The sequence below is a fragment of the Mesorhizobium onobrychidis genome, from assembly GCF_024707545.1.
Lineage (GTDB): Bacteria > Pseudomonadota > Alphaproteobacteria > Rhizobiales > Rhizobiaceae > Mesorhizobium > Mesorhizobium onobrychidis.
The window spans coordinates 1,000,460-1,020,108 of the sequence record NZ_CP062229.1 but is presented as its reverse complement, the minus strand read 5'-3'; the positions used below and the strand labels follow the sequence as shown (position 1 = coordinate 1,020,108).

Below are 19,649 nucleotides of genomic sequence, written 5' to 3'. Positions count from 1 at the left end.
ATGGCGCCGGCGCTGGCCTGGCTTACTGGCTTGATGGTGGTGCCATGCGCGCTGGTGCTGGCGCTCGCCTTCTTCCGACGCGGCATCTATGGCGGCATCGAATACACGTTCACGCTCGAGAATTTCGGGCTGGTGTTCGACCCGCTCTATGCCGGCATCTTCCTCAATTCGGCGCGTATCGCCGGTACGGCAACCCTGATCGCTGTGGTGATCGGCTATGCCGCCGCCTATGCGATCGCGGCAGCACCCCGCCGGCTGCAGCCGGTGTTCCTGTTCTTCGCCGTGCTGCCGTTCTGGTCCAACTACCTGATCCGCACCTATGCCTGGATCGTGCTGCTCAACCGCGAAGGCCTGATCACCCAGCTCTTGCGCTGGTTCGGCTACACCGGCGAGCCGCCGTCGATGCTCTATACCGAAGGGGCCGTCATTGCCGGTCTGGTCTACAATTATCTGCCCTTCGTCATCCTCGCCTGCTACGCGCCGCTGTCGCGTCTCAATCCGGAGCTCGCGGAGGCATCGCGCGATCTCGGCGCCTCGGCCATGACGACATTTCGCCGGGTCATCCTGCCACTGACGGTGCCGGGTATCGCCGCCGGGGCGGTCTTCGTCTTCGTGCTGTCGATCGGCAATTTCGTCACACCGGCACTGCTCGGCGGCGGCCGCTTCCAGATGATCGGCAATCTCGTCTACGACCAGTTCCTGACCGCCAATGACTGGCCGTTCGGCGCGGCACTGGCGATGGCGTTGATCGCCATCATGCTGCTGGTACTGACGGCGCAGGCTCTGGCTGCGGATCGCGCCGCGGGCCGTATCGCCGAAGCGAAAGGAGGCGCCGATGGCTGAGCGCTCCCCCGCCACGCGCCGCACGCTCTGGCTCGTGCTCTCGCTGGTCTTCGCCTTTCTCTACATCCCGATCGCCGTGCTGGTGGCGCTGTCGTTCAACCAAGGCGGGCTGCCGACCGTCTGGTCGGGCTTTTCACTGAAATGGTATGCCTCGCTCGCCGGAAACGCCGCGATCCTTTCCGCCGCCCTCAACACGCTGATCGTGGCGCTTGTCTCCACCGCCATCGCCACGCTGCTTGGCACGCTGCTGGCGATCGGCGTCGAAATGCGCCGGCAGTATGGGAGAGGCCTCGAGGCACTGATCTTTGCGCCGATGATCATTCCCGACATCGTGCTGGCGATCGCGCTGCTCAGCTTCTTCTCTTTGCTCGATTTCACCCTGGGCCTGCACACCATCATCCTCGCCCATGTCGTCTTCAACCTCGCCTTCGTCTGTTCGGTGGTGCGCGCGCGGCTGAAGAGCTTCGACTGGTCGATCGTCGAGGCCTCCGCCGATCTCGGCGCTTCCGCAATCACCACCTTCAGGCGGGTGACATTGCCGGTCATCCTGCCGGCGGTCGTCGCCGGTGCGCTGCTCGCCTTCACGCTTTCGGTCGACGAGTTCATCATCGCTTTCTTCACATCAGGCGCCGGCCGCGCCTCGACCACGCTGCCGATGCAGATCTATTCGATGATCCGCTTCGGCATCACCCCGGAGATCAACGCATTGGCGACCATCGTCATGGCGGTCTCAATCACCGCGCTGACCCTGTCGCAGCGGCTCAACCGAGGGGTGATCGGCCAATGAGCGCACCCCGCACGCTGCTGGCAATCGACAAGGTGTCGAAGAATTTCGGCCGGGTCACGGCCGTGGACGGCATCTCGCTCGATATCCGCGAGAACGAGTTCTTCGCTTTGCTTGGACCTTCGGGCTGCGGCAAGACCACGCTGCTGCGCATGCTGGCCGGCTTCGAGACGCCCAATCACGGGCGCATCCTGCTCGACGGCCGCGACATCGCCCGGACCCCGCCCAACAAGCGGCCGGTCAATCTGATGTTCCAGTCCTATGCGCTGTTTCCACATATGAGCGTCAGGGCCAATGTCTCCTACGGCCTCGAAATGGAACGCTTGCCGGCAAATGAAATCCGCTCCCGCGTCGACGCCATCCTGGCGACGACCGAGCTCGTTCTCTTCGCCGACCGCAAGCCGGAGCAATTGTCGGGCGGCCAGAAACAGCGCGTCGCGCTTGCCCGGGCGTTGGTCAAGCGGCCCCGGCTGCTGCTGCTCGACGAGCCGCTCGGCGCGCTCGACAAGAAATTGCGCGGCGCCATGCAGCTGGAGCTGAAGCGCCTGCAGCACGAGGTCGGCATCACCTTCGTCATCGTCACCCATGACCAGGAAGAATCGCTTGTCATGGCCGACCGCATGGCCGTGCTCAGGGACGGCAAGCTGCTGCAATGCGACACGCCGCATGCGGTCTACGAGCATCCGGCCGACCGTTTCGTCGCCGACTTCATCGGCGTCATGAATTTCGTGCCCGGTAAAGCCGCCGCCGACGGGGTGATGGCGGCCAACGGCGCGCGGATCGCCGGAACGGTTCCCGAAACACTTTCGCCCGGAGCAGCGGCGGTCGCTTCGGTGCGGCCCGAACGCATCCGGCTTTTCCCGTCGCCAGAGACTGCCAACCGGATCGCCGGCACCGTCGAGGCGCTCGCCTATCACGGGCTCGACCTGCAGCTGCATGTCCGCACCGTTCTGTCGCCAAAGCTGTTCCTGGTGCGCGTCACCGCCGACGCCGCCGACCGGCGCCCGGTCTCGTCAGGCGATGCGGTCGAACTCGGCTGGGATGCCGCCGACGTCAGAATTTTCGCGGATTGATCGAAGGAGAACTTTCATGGCGCAGAAGACGATCGCGTTTTTTCCAGAAGCGGCCTACGGCCCGGCGCTCAATTCCGTCGGCATCGCCCAGGCGGTCGAGGCGCGCGGCCACAGAGCGGTATTCCTGTCGGACCCCGGCTTCGTCGACGTCTACAAGGGCTACGGCTTCGAGGCTCATCCGGTGAACCTGTCCGAGCCGATGCCGCCCGAGCAGATGGCCAAGTTCTGGGAAGACTTCATCAACGGCCATATCCCGAACTTCCGCAAGTCGCCCTACGACCAGGTCGACAACTACGTGAAGGACTGCTGGACGGCGATCGTCGACAGCGCCAAATGGGCTGAGAAGGATCTGCCTGGCGTGCTTGCGACGATCAAGCCCGATGTCATCTGCGTCGACAATGTCATCCTGTTTCCGGCGATCAAGCAGTATGGCAAGCCGTGGGTGCGCGTCATCTCCTGCTCGGAAAACGAGATCGAGGACCAGGATATCCCGCCGCATTTGTCCGGCTGCGGCGAGAACGACCACGCCTGTCATGAGCGCTACCGCAACCATTTCAACGCCGTCATCAAGCCGATCCATGACGACTTCAATGCATTTTTGAAAGCGAACGACGAAGCGCCTTATCCGATCGGCCAGTTCTTCGAGGCCTCGCCCTACCTCAACCTGCTGCTTTATCCCGAGGCGGCAAAGTTCAAGCGCCGCCATCCGCTTGATCCGGCAAAATTTCAGTATCTGGAAGGCTGCGTGCGGCAGGAGAAGCCCTACACCGTACCGGTTTTTGCGAAGAACAACGACGGGCCGCTGCTCTATGTTTCCTTCGGCAGCCTTGGCGCCGGCGATGTCGATCTGCTGAAGCGCATCATCGCAACCTTGGGCAAGACGCACTATCGGGCGCTGGTCAATGTCGGCGGCTACAAGGACCAATACGCGGAAGTGCCCGGCAACGTCATCGTCGAGAGCTGGTTTCCGCAGCCTTCGGTCATCCCGCAGGTCGATGCGGTGATCCACCATGGCGGCAACAACTCGTTCACCGAGTGCCTGTATTTCGGCAAGCCGGCAATCATCATGCCCTATGTCTGGGACGGCCACGACAACGCTACGCGGGTCGAGGAGACCGGCCACGGCTTCGGCATGCCGCGCTACCACTGGAGCGACGCCGAGCTCATCGCCAGGATCGAAACCTGCCTGACCGACCCGGCGATCAAGGCCAAGCTGGCGAAGACGTCGGCGCAGATGCAGGCGCAAAACGGCCCGGAGAAAGCGGCGGGGCTGCTGGAACAACTTCTATGAGCGCGATGTTTGACATGCCGAGCCAAGGCACCCCCCTCTGGCCTGCCGGCCATCTCCCCCTCAAGGGGGGAGATTGGATGTCACCTCGGCTTCCGCCAATCTCCCCGGTTACTGAAAGGGCGCTGTACCCGAAGCTGCCGATCTCCCCCCTTGAGGGGGAGATGTCCGGCAGGACAGAGGGGGGCGCCGTAGAGCGCGGACCGACCAGGATTAAACGTCGCGCCAGCGGAGCCTCCACATGACCTCCGCCCCACATCTCCACCAAGCCTCGACCCGCACCGACCTCGTCGACTGGGGCGCACAGCCGGATGCGCTGGAAGGCGCTTCGCACTCTACCGGCAGGCTGGTGCACAAGGGGCCGAACAACCAGCCGGAATCCGGCATCTGGGTCTGCACGCCCGGCCGCTGGCGGCTGGCGATTCCGCGCGACGAATTGTGCCATTTCGTTGCCGGCCGCGCGACCTACAGATCGGACGACGGCGAGGTGATAGACGTCTCTGCCGCCACGGTTGTCATGTTCCCGGCCGGCTGGGCGGGTGAATGCACCGTCCACGAGACCATTCGCAACGTCTACATGCTGGCCTGAAGCCGGCCATTGGAGCTCCCGACATGCCAACACCAATCATGAAATCGCCGCTCGCCCTCACCGATCTCGTTGACTGGGGCGTCATTCCCACCATGATCGACGGCCAATCCCGCACCTCGGGCAAGCTGCTGCACAAGGGGCCGGAGGGCCGCTCCGAATGCGGGCTGTGGGTCTGCACACCGGGCAAATGGCACTGCCACGTCACCCGCGACGAGTTCTGCCACTTCCTCGAGGGCCGCTGCACCTATGTCCACGAATCCGGCGAGGTGATCGAGATCGAACCGGACACCGCGGCGTTCTTTCCGCAGGACTGGAAGGGCGTCTGCACCGTCCACGAGACGATCAAGAAGGTCTACATGATCCGCTGAGCGGGCCTAAGAGGATTTCCATGGACTTTTCACCTGACCGGCCGGCCTTCTTCGTCAATCCGGACTACCGGCCGATGCCCGGTGCAGCAAAACCGGTGATCGATCCGGCGACGCTCGAAACCGTCGGCACCATCGCTGCCGCAACCGATGGCGTGATCGACGCCGTGCTGACCGCGGCGACGAAGGCGCAAGCCGCTTGGAAGCAACTCGACGCCAAGAGCCGAGCCAGGCATCTGCATGCGGTCGCCAACGCCATTGAGGCCGCCGACTTCACACGTTGCGCCGAACTGATGGTGCGCGAGATGGGCAAGCCCTATCCGGAAGCGATCGGCGAGATCGCCAACTGCGCGCCGGTCTTCCGCTACTACGCCGAAATGGCGCGTGACGATGCCGGCAAGATCGCCGGCACGACGCAGGCCGGTTCGTTCCAATATGCGCGCTACGAGCCTTACGGCACGTCGGTGCACATCATGCCCTACAATTTTCCGATCCTGTTGATGTGCTGGACCGTCGCCGCCTCGCTTGCCGCCGGCAATGCCTGCGTGATCAAGCCGGCCGCAGCGACCACACTGTCGACGCTCGACTATATCAAGGTGTTCCGCTCACTGCCGGAGGGTCTGGTTTCCTGCCTGCCCGGCGGGGCGGCCACCGCGCAGGCTTTGATCGCTTCCGATCGCACCCATGCCGTTGCCTTCACCGGTTCGGTCGCCGCCGGCAAGGCCGTCGCCGTCGCTTGCGCCGAACGCATGAAGCCCTGCGTCATCGAGGCCGGCGGCAGCGATCCGCTGATCATCAGCCGGCACGCTCCGCTCGACGTGGCGGCGGCCGGCAGCGTCACCGCAGCGTTCCATCTCACGGGCCAGGTCTGCACTTCGGCCGAACGGTTCTTCGTCGTCGATGCCATTCACGACCGTTTTGTCGAGCTGTTTGCCGAGAAGACACGTGCGCTGCGCATCGGCAACGGCCTTGACAAGACCGAGATCGGACCCCTTGTCAGCGAGGCGGCGCGGGCGAAAGTCATGCGGTTGGTCGACGATGCGGTGCGCAACGGCGCCAGGGCGGTCACCGGCGGGCGCATTCCGCCGGCGCACAATGTCGGCTGGTTCTACGAGCCGACGATCCTGACCGGCGTCACCCCTGATATGGCGATCGTGCGCGAAGAGTGTTTCGGACCGGTCGCCGCGATCTGCCGGGTCAAGGATTTCGACGAGGCGATAGAGCTTGCCAATGACAGCCCGTTCGGGCTCGGCGCCTCGGTCTTCACGACCGATCTCGCCGAGGCGCATGAGGCTGCGGAGCGGCTCGAAGCCGGCATGGTCTGGGTCAACAATCCGCTGATCGACAACGACGCGCTGCCGTTCGGCGGCTGGAAGGCGTCGGGTCTTGGCCGCGAACTCGGCCGCCAGGGGCTGGATGCATTCCGCCGCTCGAAGATGGTGATCATCGACCACAAGCCAGCGATTCAGGGCTGGTGGTATCCCTACTCCGACAGCTGGTTCCGCGAAGCCGGCGGACGCAAGCACGTATGAGATATGCAACGGCTGCGTCAGCCGATGCTCTCGCCGCCGTCAATCACCAGCGCCTGGCCGGTCATGAAGGACGAGCGATCGGAGACGAGAAACAGGATTGCCTCGGCTATTTCTTCCGCGGTGGCCCAGCGCTGCATGGGAATCTTCGTGCGAACGTAGCGTTCGATCGCGTCCCGCCCGCCCATCTGAGCGATGAACGGCTCGTTGAAGGGCGTGTCGACCCAGCCGGGACAGAGCGCGTTGACGCGCACATTGTGCTTGGCATAGTCGAGCGATATCTGCCGGGTCATCGCCACCACGGCATGTTTTGAGGTCGCGTAGGCGATCATCTCACGGTCGTAGAACACACCCGAATTCGAGGCGGTATTCAGGATGACACCGCCGCCCTGTTCGATCATCGATGGCATGACGAGCCTGGCCGCGAGGAACTGCGCCCGCACATTGATCCGCCAGGAGGCGTCCATGCCGTCGATGCCGACTTCGGTCAGCGTGCCGCCGACCTGGACCCCGGCATGGTTGTGCAGGATGTCGATCCGACCATGTTTGCCCAGTGTGCCCGCAATGAGTTGCTCGACCGCCGCGTCGTCGCCAACATCGGTAGCCACCGCCTCGGCTCCGCCACCGGCTGCACGGATGTCGGAGGCCGTCGCTTCGCCGGCAGACGGGTCCCTGTCGGCGATCACCACCACCGCCCCTTCCCTGGCCATGATCATGGCGCCGGCACGCCCGATGCCGGAACCGGCGCCTGTCACCACGGCGATGCGATCTTTCAGAATCATGATGCGACTCTCAGTTTGGTTTTCGTTGGCGCAATTGCCATTGGGCAAGCACCACAAGCAGCACCGAGGCGACGAGGACGATCGTCGCGATGGCGTTGATTTCCGGCGTGACCCCGCGCCGGATCGAGGCAAAGACATAGATCGGCAACGTCGTCTGTGCGCCGGCGACGAAGAATGCGACGATGAAATCGTCGAAGGAGAAGGTGAAGGCGAGCAGGAAGCCGGCGATCACCGCCGGCATGATCTGCGGCAACACGATGCTGCGGAACGTCGTCAGCGGGGTGGCGTAAAGATCGCTCGAGGCCTCGACCAGATTGCGGTCGAGGCTGCCGAGGCGTGTGCCGACGATCATCGCCACCAGAGCCATCGAAAACAGCCCGTGCGCGGCGATGATCGAGCCGTAGCCGAGCGCCAGGCGTGGCGGCTGGTCGTTCGGCCACAACGAAGCGAGAAACGGATTGACGACCCCAAATAGCTGGACGAGCGCGACCAGCGTCGAGATGCCGATGACGACGCCCGGAACGACGATCGCAGCACCCAAAAGCGCATCGAAGACGGCCCGTGTTCGCGCGCCGACGCGCGCCAGCCCAAGCGCCGCCGCCGTGCCGCACAGTGCTGCGAGCAAGGCGCTGGTGGTGGCGATGAACAGGCTGTTCTTCAGCGCTTCGACCAGGAACGGGTTCGACAGCGCCTTGCCGTACCATTGCACCGAAAAGCCGGTGAACTCGCTGGCGTGGCGGCCCGCATTGAAGGAGAACAGCACTACGAGCGCGATCGGCAGGTAGAGGAAGGCAAACACCGCAACGACGAAGGCGCGCATCAGATCAGATCCACCCGGCGGGCGCCGGAAAGCCGGGTCGAAATGCGGCTGGCGGCAAGCAGCACCACCACCGAGACTAGAACCAGCGTGATCGCGATTGCCGATCCGAACGGCCAGTTGCGCGATTGCAGGAACAGATCGACCAACGCGTTGCCGATGAAGAACACCTTGCCGCCACCGAGCAGCGTCGGGATCAGATATTCGCCGAGCAGCAGGATCATGACCAGCGAGAAGCCGGTCATCACACCCGGTAGTGACAGCCGCAGCGTCACGCCAAGGAATGTCGAGATCGGCGTCGCGCCAAGATCGGCGGAGGCTTCCAGCAGCCGGCGATCGAGCCGCTCGAGGCTGACATAGATCGGCAGGATCATCAGCGGCAGATAGCCATAGACGATGCCGAGCAGGACCGCGCCCGGCGTGTTGATCAGCCGGATATCTTCAAATCCGACATAGGTCAGCAATGCCGGGATGCCGCGCCCGCCCAGAACATACATCCAGGCGTAGGTTCGCATCAGCAGGCTGGTCCAGAACGGGATGACGACGAGCGCAAGCAGGATCAGCCGCCACCGTTCTGGCGCGCGCAAGGCGAGATAATAGGCGACCGGATAGGCGACGAGTAGACAGGCCAGGGCGCCCGCCGGCGCCAGCACCATCGTGTTCCAGAAGGCAGTCGCCCGCGCCGGAAGATTGGCATATTGCGCAAAGGTGAAAGCGGCCTGATAGCCGCCTTCCGGCGCCCGCTCGCCGACGCTGAAAACGGCGATAGCGACAAACGGCAAAACTAGGAACACCACCAGCCACGCGGTTGCTGGACCGAGCAGCAGGGCGGTCAGGAAATTGTGACGAAGGATATTGCTGCGCATTGAAAAACCGCCCCGGTGCCGGCGGACATCTGCCCGCCGGGTGAGTTGCCTGCATCGGACCTACGGCCCAGCCGGTTCAAGCCGACTTGAAGCGTGCCATCAGTTCGGCCCGGCCCGGATCGGTCAACGTCGTGGCCGCACCGAATTCCAACGGCTTCAGCAGTTCCGCCGCCGGGTAGAGGATCGGATTGTCCAGCACCTCTTTGGGCAGCAGCGCATTGACCCGCGCATCGGTGGAAGGCGCACCGTTGGCCAGGTGCTCCTTGACCGCGACTTTCGGGTCCATCAGGTAGTTAAGCAGGGCATAGCCGGCGGGCTTGTTGGGCGCATCCTTCGGAATGGCGTAGAAGTCGGTCCAGATTTCACCGCCCTCCTTGCCAAGCACATAGGCGATCTCGGGAATGTCGCGGTGGAGCTGCGCCCCATCATTGGTCCAGCACATCGTCATCCAGGCGTCGCCGGCACGCATCGACGGCTGATAATCGCTGGAAACCGCGAACAGATGCGGCTTGACCTTCAGCAGCAATTCCTCCGCCTTGGCGAACTCGTCCGGCTTCAGCGAGTTGAACGAGAAGCCGAAATATTTCAGCGCATTGCCGATCGTGGTGAGCTGGTAATCATGAACCATGGTCCGGCCGTCGCCCTCCGCCATGGCCGTATCCCAGAATTCCTTCCAGCTCGTTATCGGCTTGGTGAGCTTCTTGGTGTTGACGGCAAATCCGGTAGTGCCCCAATTCTTCGGAACCGCGTAGGCTACGCCGTCGATCGTGCCTTCCGAGGTGAAGCGTGGGTCCTGTTGCGAGCCGTCGAAATTAGCAAGCCTGGCCATGTCGAGCGCCTCGATGATGTCGAGCTTCTTGTAGGTGGAGATCGTGTAGTTGGTCGGAACGAAAAGGCTCCAGCCCGAGGCGCCAGCCTGCAGCTTGGCCAGCATCTCCTCGTTTGACCCGAACACATTGACCTCGACGGCAACGCCGGTCTCGGCCTTGAAATTCTCGAACGTCGCCGGGTCGTGATAATTGGGCCAGGTGGCGATCGACATGCGGTCGCCAAGACTCTCCTGGGCGAAGGCCGGCGACGGCATGATGCCGAGTTCGCGGGCCATCACCGCCGTTGCGACGCCGAGACCGGTGAGGCCAAGGAACTCGCGGCGACCGATGGAGCCGCGCTTGAGGCGCATCAATTGATCGACGAATTTTTCAGGGCTTATCGGCAGTCCGTCACGATATGATTTCGACATGTTTGTTTTCCCTCTGGTTGGTCCCGTTGTTCTTGGGGTCGGGAAACGCGAGTGGCGTTCCGGCTGTAAAGCCGATGGCGACGGGTTCACCCGGCTTGAAGAGATTTCCACTGCCGATCAGGTGATCGGCCTTGGCGAGCATCGTTCCGATACCGCCGACCTCGATCGCATATTCCGCGGTCGAGCCCAGAAAGATCCGGTTGCGGACAATGCCGTTGAGCCGGCCGCTTCCCGCCGCGCCGAGGCTTAAAGATTCAGGACGCAGGCTGACTGAGACGGCTTCGCCCTGCCGCAACGATGCCCGCTTGCGCGCTGCAATGACGGTACCGTCGGCAAGCGCCACCTCGACGAGGTTGCCCGAGTGCCCGGCGACCTTGCCGCTCAACAGATTGGTCTTGCCGACGAAGTCCGCGACGAAGAGGTCGGCGGGCTCGTCATAGATTTCGCTTGGCTGTCCGAGCTGGACGATGCGCCCGCCATTCATGACGCAGACGAAATCGCTCATCGAAAGTGCTTCTTCCTGGTCGTGCGTGACGAGGACGAAGGTGATGCCGATCTCGCGCTGCAGGTTCTGCAACTCTATCTGCATGTCGGTGCGCAGCTTCTTGTCGAGCGCTGCCAGCGGCTCGTCGAGCAGCAGCACCGCGGGCTTGTTGACCAGCGCGCGCGCCAGGGCGACACGCTGCTGCTGGCCGCCGGAAAGCTCGTGGATCTTGCGGCGGCCGTAGCCGGCAAGCCGCACCATGGCGAGCGCTTCGCCTGCTCTCAGACTGATCTCCCGCGACGACAGCCGCGGCCGCGCCTGGCGCAGCCCGTAGGCGATGTTGTCCTCGACATCCATATGCGGAAACAGCGCATATTGCTGGAACACCATGTTGACCGGCCGCCGATAGGGCGGCGTGCCAGCCATGTCGCGGCCGCGGATGAAGACTGCGCCTTCGCTTGGCTGTTCGAAGCCGCCGATCATGCGCAGGCAGGTTGTCTTGCCGCAGCCGGACGGCCCGAGCAAGGCGACAAAGGCAGACGGCGGGATGGCAAGATCGATGCCGCTGACCGCAGTCACGCTGCCGTAGCGTTTGGTGACCCCGCGAAACTCGATATCTGGCACTGCGGTCAAAGCTGCGGGCTCCAGCGAAGGCGATTTTCGCGACGCTATCAGAGCCAACGGTGACTAGTATATACCTCGCAGGTGGTATATTCGGTCTATTTTCTCGTTTAAAGGGGTATAAATTGAGCGGATCGCGCGGCGACGAATACAATCAGCTCGCTGCGCTCATCGCTGCGACACGGGAGACGAGCGGCGAGCTTTTCGGCAAGGCGATGGTCACCTGGCTCCGGCGGCATGTCACCTTCGATCACTGTGTGATCTTCGGCTATCGCGGCGCCTCGCGCCCGCCGCTGCTGTTCGAGACGTTCTCCCCAACCGAAAGCCACGTCTTCGTCGCGCTCTATCAGGAGGGGCCTTATCTGCTCGACCCGTTCCACCACGCGGCGGTCGAGCGCAAGGAAGGTTTTTGGCGCATGCGCGAGCTGGCGCCGGACCGCTTCTATGCCAGCGAATATTACCGCTCCTACTATAGCCAGACCAAGCTGGCCGAAGAGGTCGGCTTCTTCGTGCCGCTGCCGGGAAAGGACGCGCTGGTGGTCTCCCTGATGCGACTGCATGCTTCGGGACCCTTCGGAACCGCCGATGCCAGGCTGCTGCGCGACATGGCGCCGGCGGTGATTAGCCTGGCCATGCTGCGCTGGCCCGCCCTTCCGGCCGACGAACCGGCAGCGACGAAGCAGGACGAGGCGATTGCTCCGGCCAGCGAATTCGAGCGTGCACATATCTGGAAGAACCTTTCGCTCACGCCGCGCGAAAAGCATGTCGTCGATCTGGTGCTTCAGGGGCATTCCACGGAATCGATAGCCAGGGCGATGCGCATCGTACCGGGAACCGTGAAGGTTCATCGCCGCAACATCTACCGCAAACTCAAGATCAAGTCGCAGGCTGGTCTCTTCGCGCGTTTCGTCGAGATCATGGACGCGCGGATTCGGTAGTCGACGATTCGAAAATGCCTCGCGCAGGCAGTTTACCTGCGAACGCCTTCCCGGGAGCCGGATGCTGCCATCTGCCTGAGCCGGGGGCGCCACCCGAAAGACATCCCTGCCGGTCCGCTCGGCCGATGATCTTGTCGACGCCGCCGTCCCTTGTAACGCTCACGAAACTGGACACGCGAACCGCTCGCAAATGATGACGGCCGACAACGCCGACGGGATTTATAGGGCCTGGATGGGAACCGGATGTTTCCGGCAGGCTCTTGTCAGGACCGGCTGACTGACGCTGCTTCAGCGCAACGCTTTCTGGCCGCCCGCGGCGGTGATGACGCCGACGATGATCAGTCCGGTCAGCAGCAGCCGGACACCGGCGCTGACGCCGAACGTGTTGAGCATGGTCAAGAGCAGCACCAGGAACAGGGCCGCGCCCCAGACGCCCGGCACATTGGCCTTGCCGCCGGCCACCGACGTGCCGCCGATGACGACCACGGCGATAGAGGCCAGCAGGTACTCATTGCCGATATCGACATTGGCGCCGCGGAAATAGCCGGCGAGCAGCGCCCCGTCGAGGCCGCCGAGCGTGCCCGACAGGGAGTAGGTGAGGAAGCGGATGCGGCCGACATTGACGCCGGCCAGCCACGCGGCGCGGATGTTCTGGCCGATCGCCAGCACCGAGCGACCATAGATCATGCGCTGCAGCGCGATCGCAGCACCGATGGTGAACAGCACGGTGAGGATCGCCAGCACCGGAATACCCAGAATCTGCCAGTTGGTGAAACTGGCAAAGCCCGGCGGCGGCTTGATCTGCAAGCCGCGGCCATAGCTGATGTCGATCGACTGGATGATGAAGCTCGCCGACAGCGTGGCGATGATCGGCGGAATGCGCAGCGCCCAGATCAAGAGATAATTGGCGGCGCCGATCGCCATGCCGCAGGCCAGCGCCGCCAGCAGCCCGACGGCGATCATCTGGTCATTGCCGTCCATCACCTTCATGGCGACGGCGCTGGCGAGGCCGATATTGGCCGGCAGCGACAGGTCGACATTGCCCGGCCCGAGCGTGATCACGAACATCTGGCCGACACCGACGATGACGGTGAAGACGGCGAGCGAAAGTGCCGCTGTGATCATGCCGCCGCCGCCATATCCGCCGGTGAAGGCAATCGTCGCCAGCCACACCAGCAGCGCGCCGATGAAGGACCAGATCCAGGGTTTGGCGAGCAGCAATCGCAATGTTGCCATCGCTCATCTCTCCCTGCGGCTGATGAGCACCCGGGCCGCCAGCACGATGATGAGGATGGCGCCATTGGCGGCCACCTGCCAGTCGGGCGGAATGTGCATGAAGGTCAGCAGCGGCGAGGCTGCCAGCGCCAGCGTCAGCGCGCCGATCACCGCGCCGATCGGCGACACCCGGCCGCCGACGAATTCGCCGCCGCCGAGGATGACGCCGGCGATTGAAAGCAGCGTGTAGCCATTGCCGATATTGGCATCGGCCGAGGTGGTGATGCCGATCAGGGCCATGCCGGACAAAACGCCGAACAGGCCGGTCAACGCGAACAGCACGATCTTGGTCTTGAGCAGCGACCAGCCGGCACGGCTGAGGGCCGCGGCATTGCCGCCCGAGCCGCGCAGGATCACACCATACGAGGTGCGCATCAGCCCGAAATGGACGACCGCGGCAATCAGCAGCGCCGCAATGATCGGGAAGGGGATGAGAGGCGGCTTGAAGGCCATGAGCGACAGCAGCCAGTCCGGTGCCTTGCCGCCGGGCTTCGGCAGGATAAGGATGGCCAGACCCTGCCAGACAAAACTCATGCCGAGCGTCACCACGATTGAAGGCAAATTGCGCAGATGGATCAGCGCGCCGAGCAGCGCATAGACGCCGATCGACCCGAGCAGGATCAAGACACCGACCAATGGCGCCTCCTTCAGCCACGTCGCCGTGACGCAGCCGACGAAGCCAACGAAGGTGCCGATCGACAGGTCCAGCTCGTTGCCGGCAATGACGAACATCTGCGCGATCGTCGCCAAGGCGATCGGGATCGCCAGGTTGAGCATCAGGCTGAAGCCGAAATAGCTGATGGCGCGCGGGTTGAGCCAGGCGATCGCCAGCAGCACCAGTACCAGCGATAGAGCCGGCAGCAGGCTGCGCAACAGGCGCGCCCGCGCCAGCGCGCCGCGCTCGGAAGAACTCTTGGGACCGGTCTCGACAGGTGCTGCCGTCATCTCAGGCCGCGTCGCCGAACGAGGACTGGATGATCTTTTCCTCCGTCAGTTCGTCGCGACCAAGGTTGGCGACGATCCGGCCGTTCTTGAAGACATAGATATGGTGGCAATTGTCGAGCTCTTCGGTTTCCGTGGTGTACCAGAGGAAGGTGCGGCCGCGGCCGGCCTCTTCGCGCACAAGGTCGTAGACTTCGAGCTTGGTGCCGATGTCGACGCCGCGCATCGGGTCGTCCATCAGCACGATCTTCGCGTCGGAGCCGAGCGCCCGGGCAAACAGGACCTTCTGCTGGTTGCCGCCGGACAGCGAGAAGATGTTGTTGTTCATGTCGGGGGTGCGGATGCCGATTTTCCTTTGCCAAAACGTTGCGAGTTCGGCTTCGCGTTGCGGCGAGATCAGCAGGCCGTTGCGCAATCGCGCCAGCGAACGGATGCCGATGTTTTGCGCAATCGACCATTGCGGGAAGATCCCGTAGACTGGCGGTCGCCGGCCACCAGCGCCACCGGCGCGGTGACCTCGATGCCGGTTTTAGCGCGCGCCGCGGCAGCAAAGATCGCCAGCAGCAGGTCCGTCTGTCCATGGCCGGCCAGCCCGGCAAGGCCGATGATCTCGCCCGCATGCGCCACAAGTTCGTTGCCGTCCTGTTGGCGCGCCGGGCGGGCTCGGACCCGCAACGGGCCCGTCTCCGGCTTCTGGATCGCGATTTCGGCTGCGATCTTCTCACGCGCTTCCGCTCCACCCATGGTCGTCACCAGCCTGTCGCGATCGAAAGCGTTCGCCGCATCTGACGCAACGACCTTGCCGTCGCGCATCACTACGATGCGGTCGGCATTCCCAAGCACCTCGCCCAGAACATGCGAGATCAGGATGCAGCTTTTACCCCCAGCGACAAAGCGCCTGACGAAGGCCAGCAACTGGCCAGCCGTGTGCGCGTCGAGCGAGGACGTCGGCTCGTCGAGGATGACCAGTTCGAGCGGATCCTGAGTCACCGTGAAGGCGCGCGCCACCTCGACCATCTGCCGCCTGCCGATGGAAAGGTCGCTGGCGATATCGGAGGCGGAGATGCTGTGACCCGGGAATATCTCGTCGAGCTTGGCGGCGATGAGATCGGCCGCCTTGCGCCGCCAACTGAGGCCGCGCAGCGCCGGGTGGTTGATACGCGTGTTCTCGGCAACGCTGAGGTTCGGGCAGAGCGACAGCTCCTGGAACACGCAGCGTATGCCGAGCTGCTGCGCGCGCGGCACCGAATAATTGCCCTCGATGGCGCCACGCACCGTGATCCGACCGCTGTCGGGGACAAGCGTGCCCGCCAGCATGTGCATGAGCGTCGACTTGCCCGCGCCATTGTGGCCGACGAGACCGACGCATTCACCCGCCCGGACGTGGAAATCGACCCCGGCGAGCGCCCGGACGGCGCCGAAATGTTTTTCGGCTCCGTCCAGTCTGATGATGTCCATATTGGCGGCGCCGAAATGTTTTTCGGCGCCGTCCAGTCTGACGATGTCTGCGTTACCCCTAGGCATGCCTAGCGATATCCGGTTGGCGATGCAGCTGGCAACGTGCCACGCTCACTTGATGTTGGCTTTGATCGCCGCGATGGCGTCTTCCTGCGTGTATTCGTGACTGGCGACACCACCCTTGGGGATGTTCGGCAGCTCCGCCTCGAAGGTATCTTGGGTGAAGGCGAGGTATGGCACCAACAGATCATGTGGTACATCCGTGCGGCCGTCGAGGACCTGCTGCGCCACCCAGAAGGCCAGCGACGATACGCCCGGCGCAATGGACGCCGACCAGGTCTGGTAGCCGTCCTTGTCCTTCTGTTCCTTCCACCACTGCAACTCATCCTGGCGGTTACCCATGATGATGGTCGGACGCGGCTTGCCGGCGGCGGCGAAGGCCTGTGCCGCGCCATAGCCGTCGCCGCCCTGATCGACGACGCCGACGATATCCGGCAGCGACGGCAGGACCGTCGCGACTGCCTTCTGTGCCGTGGTCTGATCCCAGTCGCCGGTCACCGAGCCGACGATCTTGAACTCGGGATGGGCGGCAACGCCTTCCAGAATTCCGGCATGGATGGCGTCATCGATCGACGTGCCGGCAAGGCCGCGGATTTCCAGCAGATTGCCGCCCTTGGGCTGGAACTTGGTCATCTGCTCGACTTCCTGCCTGCCCATGTCCTTGAAGTCGACGACGACGCGGTAGGCACAAGGCTCGGTGACGATGCCGTCGAAGGAGACGACGACGATCCCAGCATCGCAAGCCTGCTTGACGGCGCCGTTGAGCGCGTCCGGCGAGGCGGCGTTGATGACGATGGCGTCATAGCCTTGCAGGATCAGGTTCTGCACCTGGGCTGCCTGGGTCGGCACTTCCTTGTCGGCCGTCGTGAAGATGTCCGCGGCTGCGACCACCCCGTCGGCGACCGCCTTCTTGGTGACGATGGCATAGCTGTTGAGCATCGCCTGTCGCCACGAATTGCCGGCATAATTGTTGGAAAAGGCGATCTTCTTGTCGCTGGTGTCGGCAAACGCGGTGCCTGACGCGAGCATCGCGGCAAGGGCACCCAAGACGAGTATTTGCTTCATGTGTTATCCTCCCATGGATTGCTGGTCGTTGTTGGCTGCTGGTGGCTGTTATGACGACCCTCGTTTCAATATTGTCAGACAAATTTAGATGGGCGCACTTGTCAACAGCGATCGGTGACGGTTTGACGATCAACTTGCGGTGCAATGATTGTAAAGGCTTCGGCTCCTGGTCTAGGGGTGGGGCAGGAGACCGAAATCGAGATGGCAGCGACGCCGACTGATGCGCTGGGCGCACCCGGAATTCCGGCGCGCTGGACGTCAAGCGCCAAGAGCGGCATCGGAACCGCGCTTTCGCCGGCCTGCCCTATCTGGTTCACGATCAGCCACGGTATCCTCAACGAGGTCTATTATCCCAGCCTCGACAGCGCCTGCACCCGAGACATGGGGCTGGTCGTCACCGGCCCCGGCGGTTATTTCTCGGAAGAGAAGCGCGATGCCGTGCACAGCGTTGAGCCGTTCGAGGATGGAGTGCCCGCCTACAGGCTGGTCAACACCGCCGCCGATGGCACCTACCGGATCGAAAAGCGAATCGTTACGGACCCGGAACGTCCCGCTTTGCTGCAAGAAATCAGCTTCACGCTGCTGAGAGGCACGGACCACCGCGTCTATGCACTGCTGGCGCCTCACCTGGTCAACGCCGGCATGGGCAACACCGCCTGGGTCGGCGACTACGAGGGAAAGCCTGTCCTGTTTGCCTCGGGACGTGGCGTCTGCCTGGCGCTGGCCTCGTCGCTGCCCTGGGGAGCATGCTCGGCCGGCTATGTCGGCGTCTCCGACGGCTGGCAGCAACTCCATCGTGACGACCGGCTCGACCCGGCTTGCCGCAGGGCCCAAGACGGCAATGTCGCGTTGACCGGGGAGATCGGCTTTTCGGCTGCGAACCTAAAGGCCTTGCTGGCGCTGGGTTTCGGAACGACGCCGCAAGAGGCGGCGGAAAATGCTTCCGCCAGCCTGAAGCGAGGCTTTGAGCCAGCAGCCAAATCGTATGTCGAGAAATGGCGGGATTGGCAGGCTAGCTTGCTGCCGTTGGACCGGCATATAGCAGGGATCAACACCTATCGCGTCAGCACGGCGGTTCTGGCGACACACCGCTCATCCGACGGAGCAGCCGTCGCCAGCCTGTCGATCCCATGGGGCTTCAGCATGGGCGACGACGATCTCGGCGGCTATCATCTGGTCTGGCCGCGCGATCTGGTCGAAACCGCGGGCGGCTTCCTGGCCGCCGGCGATCCGGCGCAAGCGCTTGAGATCCTCGCCTATCTCCGCTCCATCCAGCAGCCGGACGGCCATTGGCCGCAGAACGCCTGGCTCGACGGGTCTCCCTATTGGCCCGGCATCCAGATGGACGAATGCGCCTTCCCACTGCTGCTTGCAGACGCGCTGCGGCGGGCTGGGCACCTGCCGCGCGCCAGGTTGCTCGCCTTCATGCCGATGGTCGAACGCGCGGCTGCTTTCGTCGTGCGCAATGGCCCCGCCACCGGCGAAGACCGCTGGGAAGAGGATGCCGGCTACAGCCCGTTCACGCTCGCCGTCGAAATCGCTGCCCTGCTCGCCGCGGCGGACATGTTCGACATTTGTGGCAAAGGAGAGCCGGCAAACTATCTGCGTGAAACCGCCGATGTCTGGAACGACCAGATCGAGCGCTGGACCTATGTCACCAGCACTCCACTCGGCGAAGAGGTCGGTGTCAAAGGCTATTACGTCCGCGTCGCTCCGCCTGACACCGCCGGTGCGGCCTCGCCGAAGGACGGCTACGTGCCGATCAAGAACCGGCCGCCCGGCGACGCGGACCGGCCGGCCGAGGCGATCGTCAGCCCGGATGCGCTGGCGCTCGTTCGCTTCGGCCTCAGGGCCGCCGACGATCCGCGCATCGTCGACACAGTCAAGGTCATCGACGCGCGGCTGCGCTGCGACCTGCCGCAGGGGCCCGTCTGGTATCGCTATACCGGCGACGGCTATGGCGAACACGCCGACGGCGCGCCCTTCGACGGGACCGGCCAGGGCCGGCCCTGGCCGCTGCTGGTCGGCGAGCGCGCCCATTACGAACTGGCGGCGGGGCGCAAGGACAAAGCAGCGAGCCTGCTGAAGACGTTTGAAGGCTCGGCCGGGCCCGGCGGCCTGCTGCCGGAACAGGTCTGGGATGGTCCCGACATGCCGGAACGCGAACTGCGGCACTGTGGACCGTCGGGCAGCGCCATGCCGCTGGTCTGGGCACATTCGGAGCACATAAAGCTGCTGCGTTCGCTCAGTGACGGCGCGGTCTTCGACATGCCGCCGCAAGGCGTGAAGCGCTACATCGAAGACAGGACCGTGGCGCCGCGCCGGACATGGCGCTTCAACCACAAGCTCCGCACCATGCCCGCTGGCAAGATGCTGCGCCTCGAACTGCTGGCCCGGGCGGTGGTGCATTGGAGCAGCGACGATTGGGCGACCGTCCATGACACGGAGACGACCGAGATTGCCTTCGGCATCCAACTCACGGACCTGCCCGTTGCCGATGTTCCGCCGGGCAATACGATCGTCTTTACTTTTTTCTGGCCCGATGCTGGCTGTTGGGAGAAGGTCGACTTTTCCATCGGTATCGACAAGCTGGATAACCAATAGATCTTCTATCCCTCAAGAACCAGGAC

General features: G+C 63.8%; 17 protein-coding genes and 1 pseudogene. 9 read left to right on the top strand and 9 right to left on the bottom strand.

Translation table 11 applies throughout. The features are described 5' to 3' along the window. The 7 genes from IHQ72_RS04880 to IHQ72_RS04850 all read left to right on the top strand — a co-directional run bounded on the left by IHQ72_RS04880 (position 1) and on the right by IHQ72_RS04850 (position 6,474). Complete coding sequence (locus tag IHQ72_RS04880; protein ID WP_258123730.1) at positions 1-843, top strand: ABC transporter permease; 843 nt, start codon at positions 1-3, stop codon at positions 841-843. Further along, positions 836-1,630 (top strand): ABC transporter permease, encoded by a 795-nt coding sequence (locus tag IHQ72_RS04875; RefSeq protein ID WP_258121432.1) that lies wholly within the window; start codon positions 836-838, stop codon positions 1,628-1,630. The genes IHQ72_RS04880 and IHQ72_RS04875 overlap by 8 nt, the downstream gene beginning before the upstream one ends. Then, positions 1,627-2,700 carry an ABC transporter ATP-binding protein gene (locus tag IHQ72_RS04870; RefSeq protein WP_258121431.1) on the top strand — a complete coding sequence of 358 codons (1,074 nt, stop codon included), beginning with the start codon at positions 1,627-1,629 and terminating at the stop codon, positions 2,698-2,700. Before IHQ72_RS04875 ends, IHQ72_RS04870 begins: the two co-directional genes overlap by 4 nt. Positions 2,701-2,716: 16 nt before the next feature. Beyond that, positions 2,717-3,991: a glycosyltransferase gene (locus IHQ72_RS04865; protein ID WP_258121430.1), complete on the top strand. Its 1,275-nt coding sequence runs from the start codon at positions 2,717-2,719 to the stop codon at positions 3,989-3,991. Between the two features lie 238 nt (positions 3,992-4,229). Further along, entirely contained in the window at positions 4,230-4,577 is a 348-nt protein-coding gene (locus tag IHQ72_RS04860; RefSeq protein WP_258121429.1) for a cupin domain-containing protein, read from the top strand. 23 nt (positions 4,578-4,600) lie between these two features. Beyond that, the gene (locus IHQ72_RS04855) at positions 4,601-4,945 is read left to right on the top strand and encodes a cupin domain-containing protein (protein WP_258121428.1); all 345 of its coding nucleotides are present in this window, start codon (positions 4,601-4,603) and stop codon (positions 4,943-4,945) included. 20 nt (positions 4,946-4,965) lie between these two features. After that, on the top strand, positions 4,966-6,474 hold the full coding sequence (locus IHQ72_RS04850; protein WP_258121427.1) for an aldehyde dehydrogenase family protein: 1,509 nt from the start codon (positions 4,966-4,968) through the stop codon (positions 6,472-6,474). A gap of 17 nt (positions 6,475-6,491) precedes the next feature. On the opposite strand, the gene IHQ72_RS04845 is transcribed toward IHQ72_RS04850, so the two are convergent. The 5 genes from IHQ72_RS04845 to IHQ72_RS04825 all read right to left on the bottom strand — a co-directional run bounded on the left by IHQ72_RS04845 (position 6,492) and on the right by IHQ72_RS04825 (position 11,293). Beyond that, positions 6,492-7,253 (bottom strand): SDR family NAD(P)-dependent oxidoreductase, encoded by a 762-nt coding sequence (locus IHQ72_RS04845; protein WP_258121426.1) that lies wholly within the window; start codon positions 7,251-7,253, stop codon positions 6,492-6,494. 10 nt (positions 7,254-7,263) lie between these two features. Beyond that, the gene (locus tag IHQ72_RS04840) at positions 7,264-8,073 is read right to left on the bottom strand and encodes an ABC transporter permease (protein WP_258121425.1); all 810 of its coding nucleotides are present in this window, start codon (positions 8,071-8,073) and stop codon (positions 7,264-7,266) included. Beyond that, positions 8,073-8,936, bottom strand: coding sequence for an ABC transporter permease (locus IHQ72_RS04835; RefSeq protein ID WP_258121424.1), 864 nt, complete (start codon positions 8,934-8,936; stop codon positions 8,073-8,075). Before IHQ72_RS04835 ends, IHQ72_RS04840 begins: the two co-directional genes overlap by 1 nt. A gap of 76 nt (positions 8,937-9,012) precedes the next feature. Beyond that, complete coding sequence (locus tag IHQ72_RS04830) at positions 9,013-10,176, bottom strand: ABC transporter substrate-binding protein (protein ID WP_258121423.1); 1,164 nt, start codon at positions 10,174-10,176, stop codon at positions 9,013-9,015. After that, a complete protein-coding gene (locus tag IHQ72_RS04825; RefSeq protein WP_258121422.1) occupies positions 10,157-11,293 on the bottom strand; it encodes an ABC transporter ATP-binding protein in 1,137 nt (378 codons plus the stop codon). Before IHQ72_RS04825 ends, IHQ72_RS04830 begins: the two co-directional genes overlap by 20 nt. A gap of 113 nt (positions 11,294-11,406) precedes the next feature. Between IHQ72_RS04825 and IHQ72_RS04820 the strand changes: the two genes are divergently transcribed. Beyond that, complete coding sequence (locus IHQ72_RS04820; RefSeq protein WP_258121421.1) at positions 11,407-12,219, top strand: response regulator transcription factor; 813 nt, start codon at positions 11,407-11,409, stop codon at positions 12,217-12,219. A gap of 288 nt (positions 12,220-12,507) precedes the next feature. Here the strand turns inward: IHQ72_RS04820 and IHQ72_RS04815 are convergent, their stop codons facing one another. The 4 genes and pseudogenes from IHQ72_RS04815 to IHQ72_RS04800 form a co-directional block, all read right to left on the bottom strand. After that, positions 12,508-13,455 carry an ABC transporter permease gene (locus IHQ72_RS04815; RefSeq protein ID WP_258121420.1) on the bottom strand — a complete coding sequence of 316 codons (948 nt, stop codon included), beginning with the start codon at positions 13,453-13,455 and terminating at the stop codon, positions 12,508-12,510. A 3-nt stretch (positions 13,456-13,458) separates the two neighbouring features. Continuing rightward, positions 13,459-14,439: an ABC transporter permease gene (locus IHQ72_RS04810; protein ID WP_258121419.1), complete on the bottom strand. Its 981-nt coding sequence runs from the start codon at positions 14,437-14,439 to the stop codon at positions 13,459-13,461. A 1-nt stretch (position 14,440) separates the two neighbouring features. Beyond that, positions 14,441-15,894: pseudogene (locus tag IHQ72_RS04805) on the bottom strand (sugar ABC transporter ATP-binding protein). Between the two features lie 111 nt (positions 15,895-16,005). Continuing rightward, positions 16,006-17,019 carry a substrate-binding domain-containing protein gene (locus IHQ72_RS04800; RefSeq protein ID WP_258121418.1) on the bottom strand — a complete coding sequence of 338 codons (1,014 nt, stop codon included), beginning with the start codon at positions 17,017-17,019 and terminating at the stop codon, positions 16,006-16,008. 201 nt (positions 17,020-17,220) lie between these two features. On the opposite strand from IHQ72_RS04800, the gene IHQ72_RS04795 reads away from it, so the two are divergent. Continuing rightward, a complete protein-coding gene (locus IHQ72_RS04795; RefSeq protein WP_258121417.1) occupies positions 17,221-19,623 on the top strand; it encodes a glucan 1,4-alpha-glucosidase in 2,403 nt (800 codons plus the stop codon). The last annotated feature ends 26 nt before the right edge of the window (positions 19,624-19,649 follow it).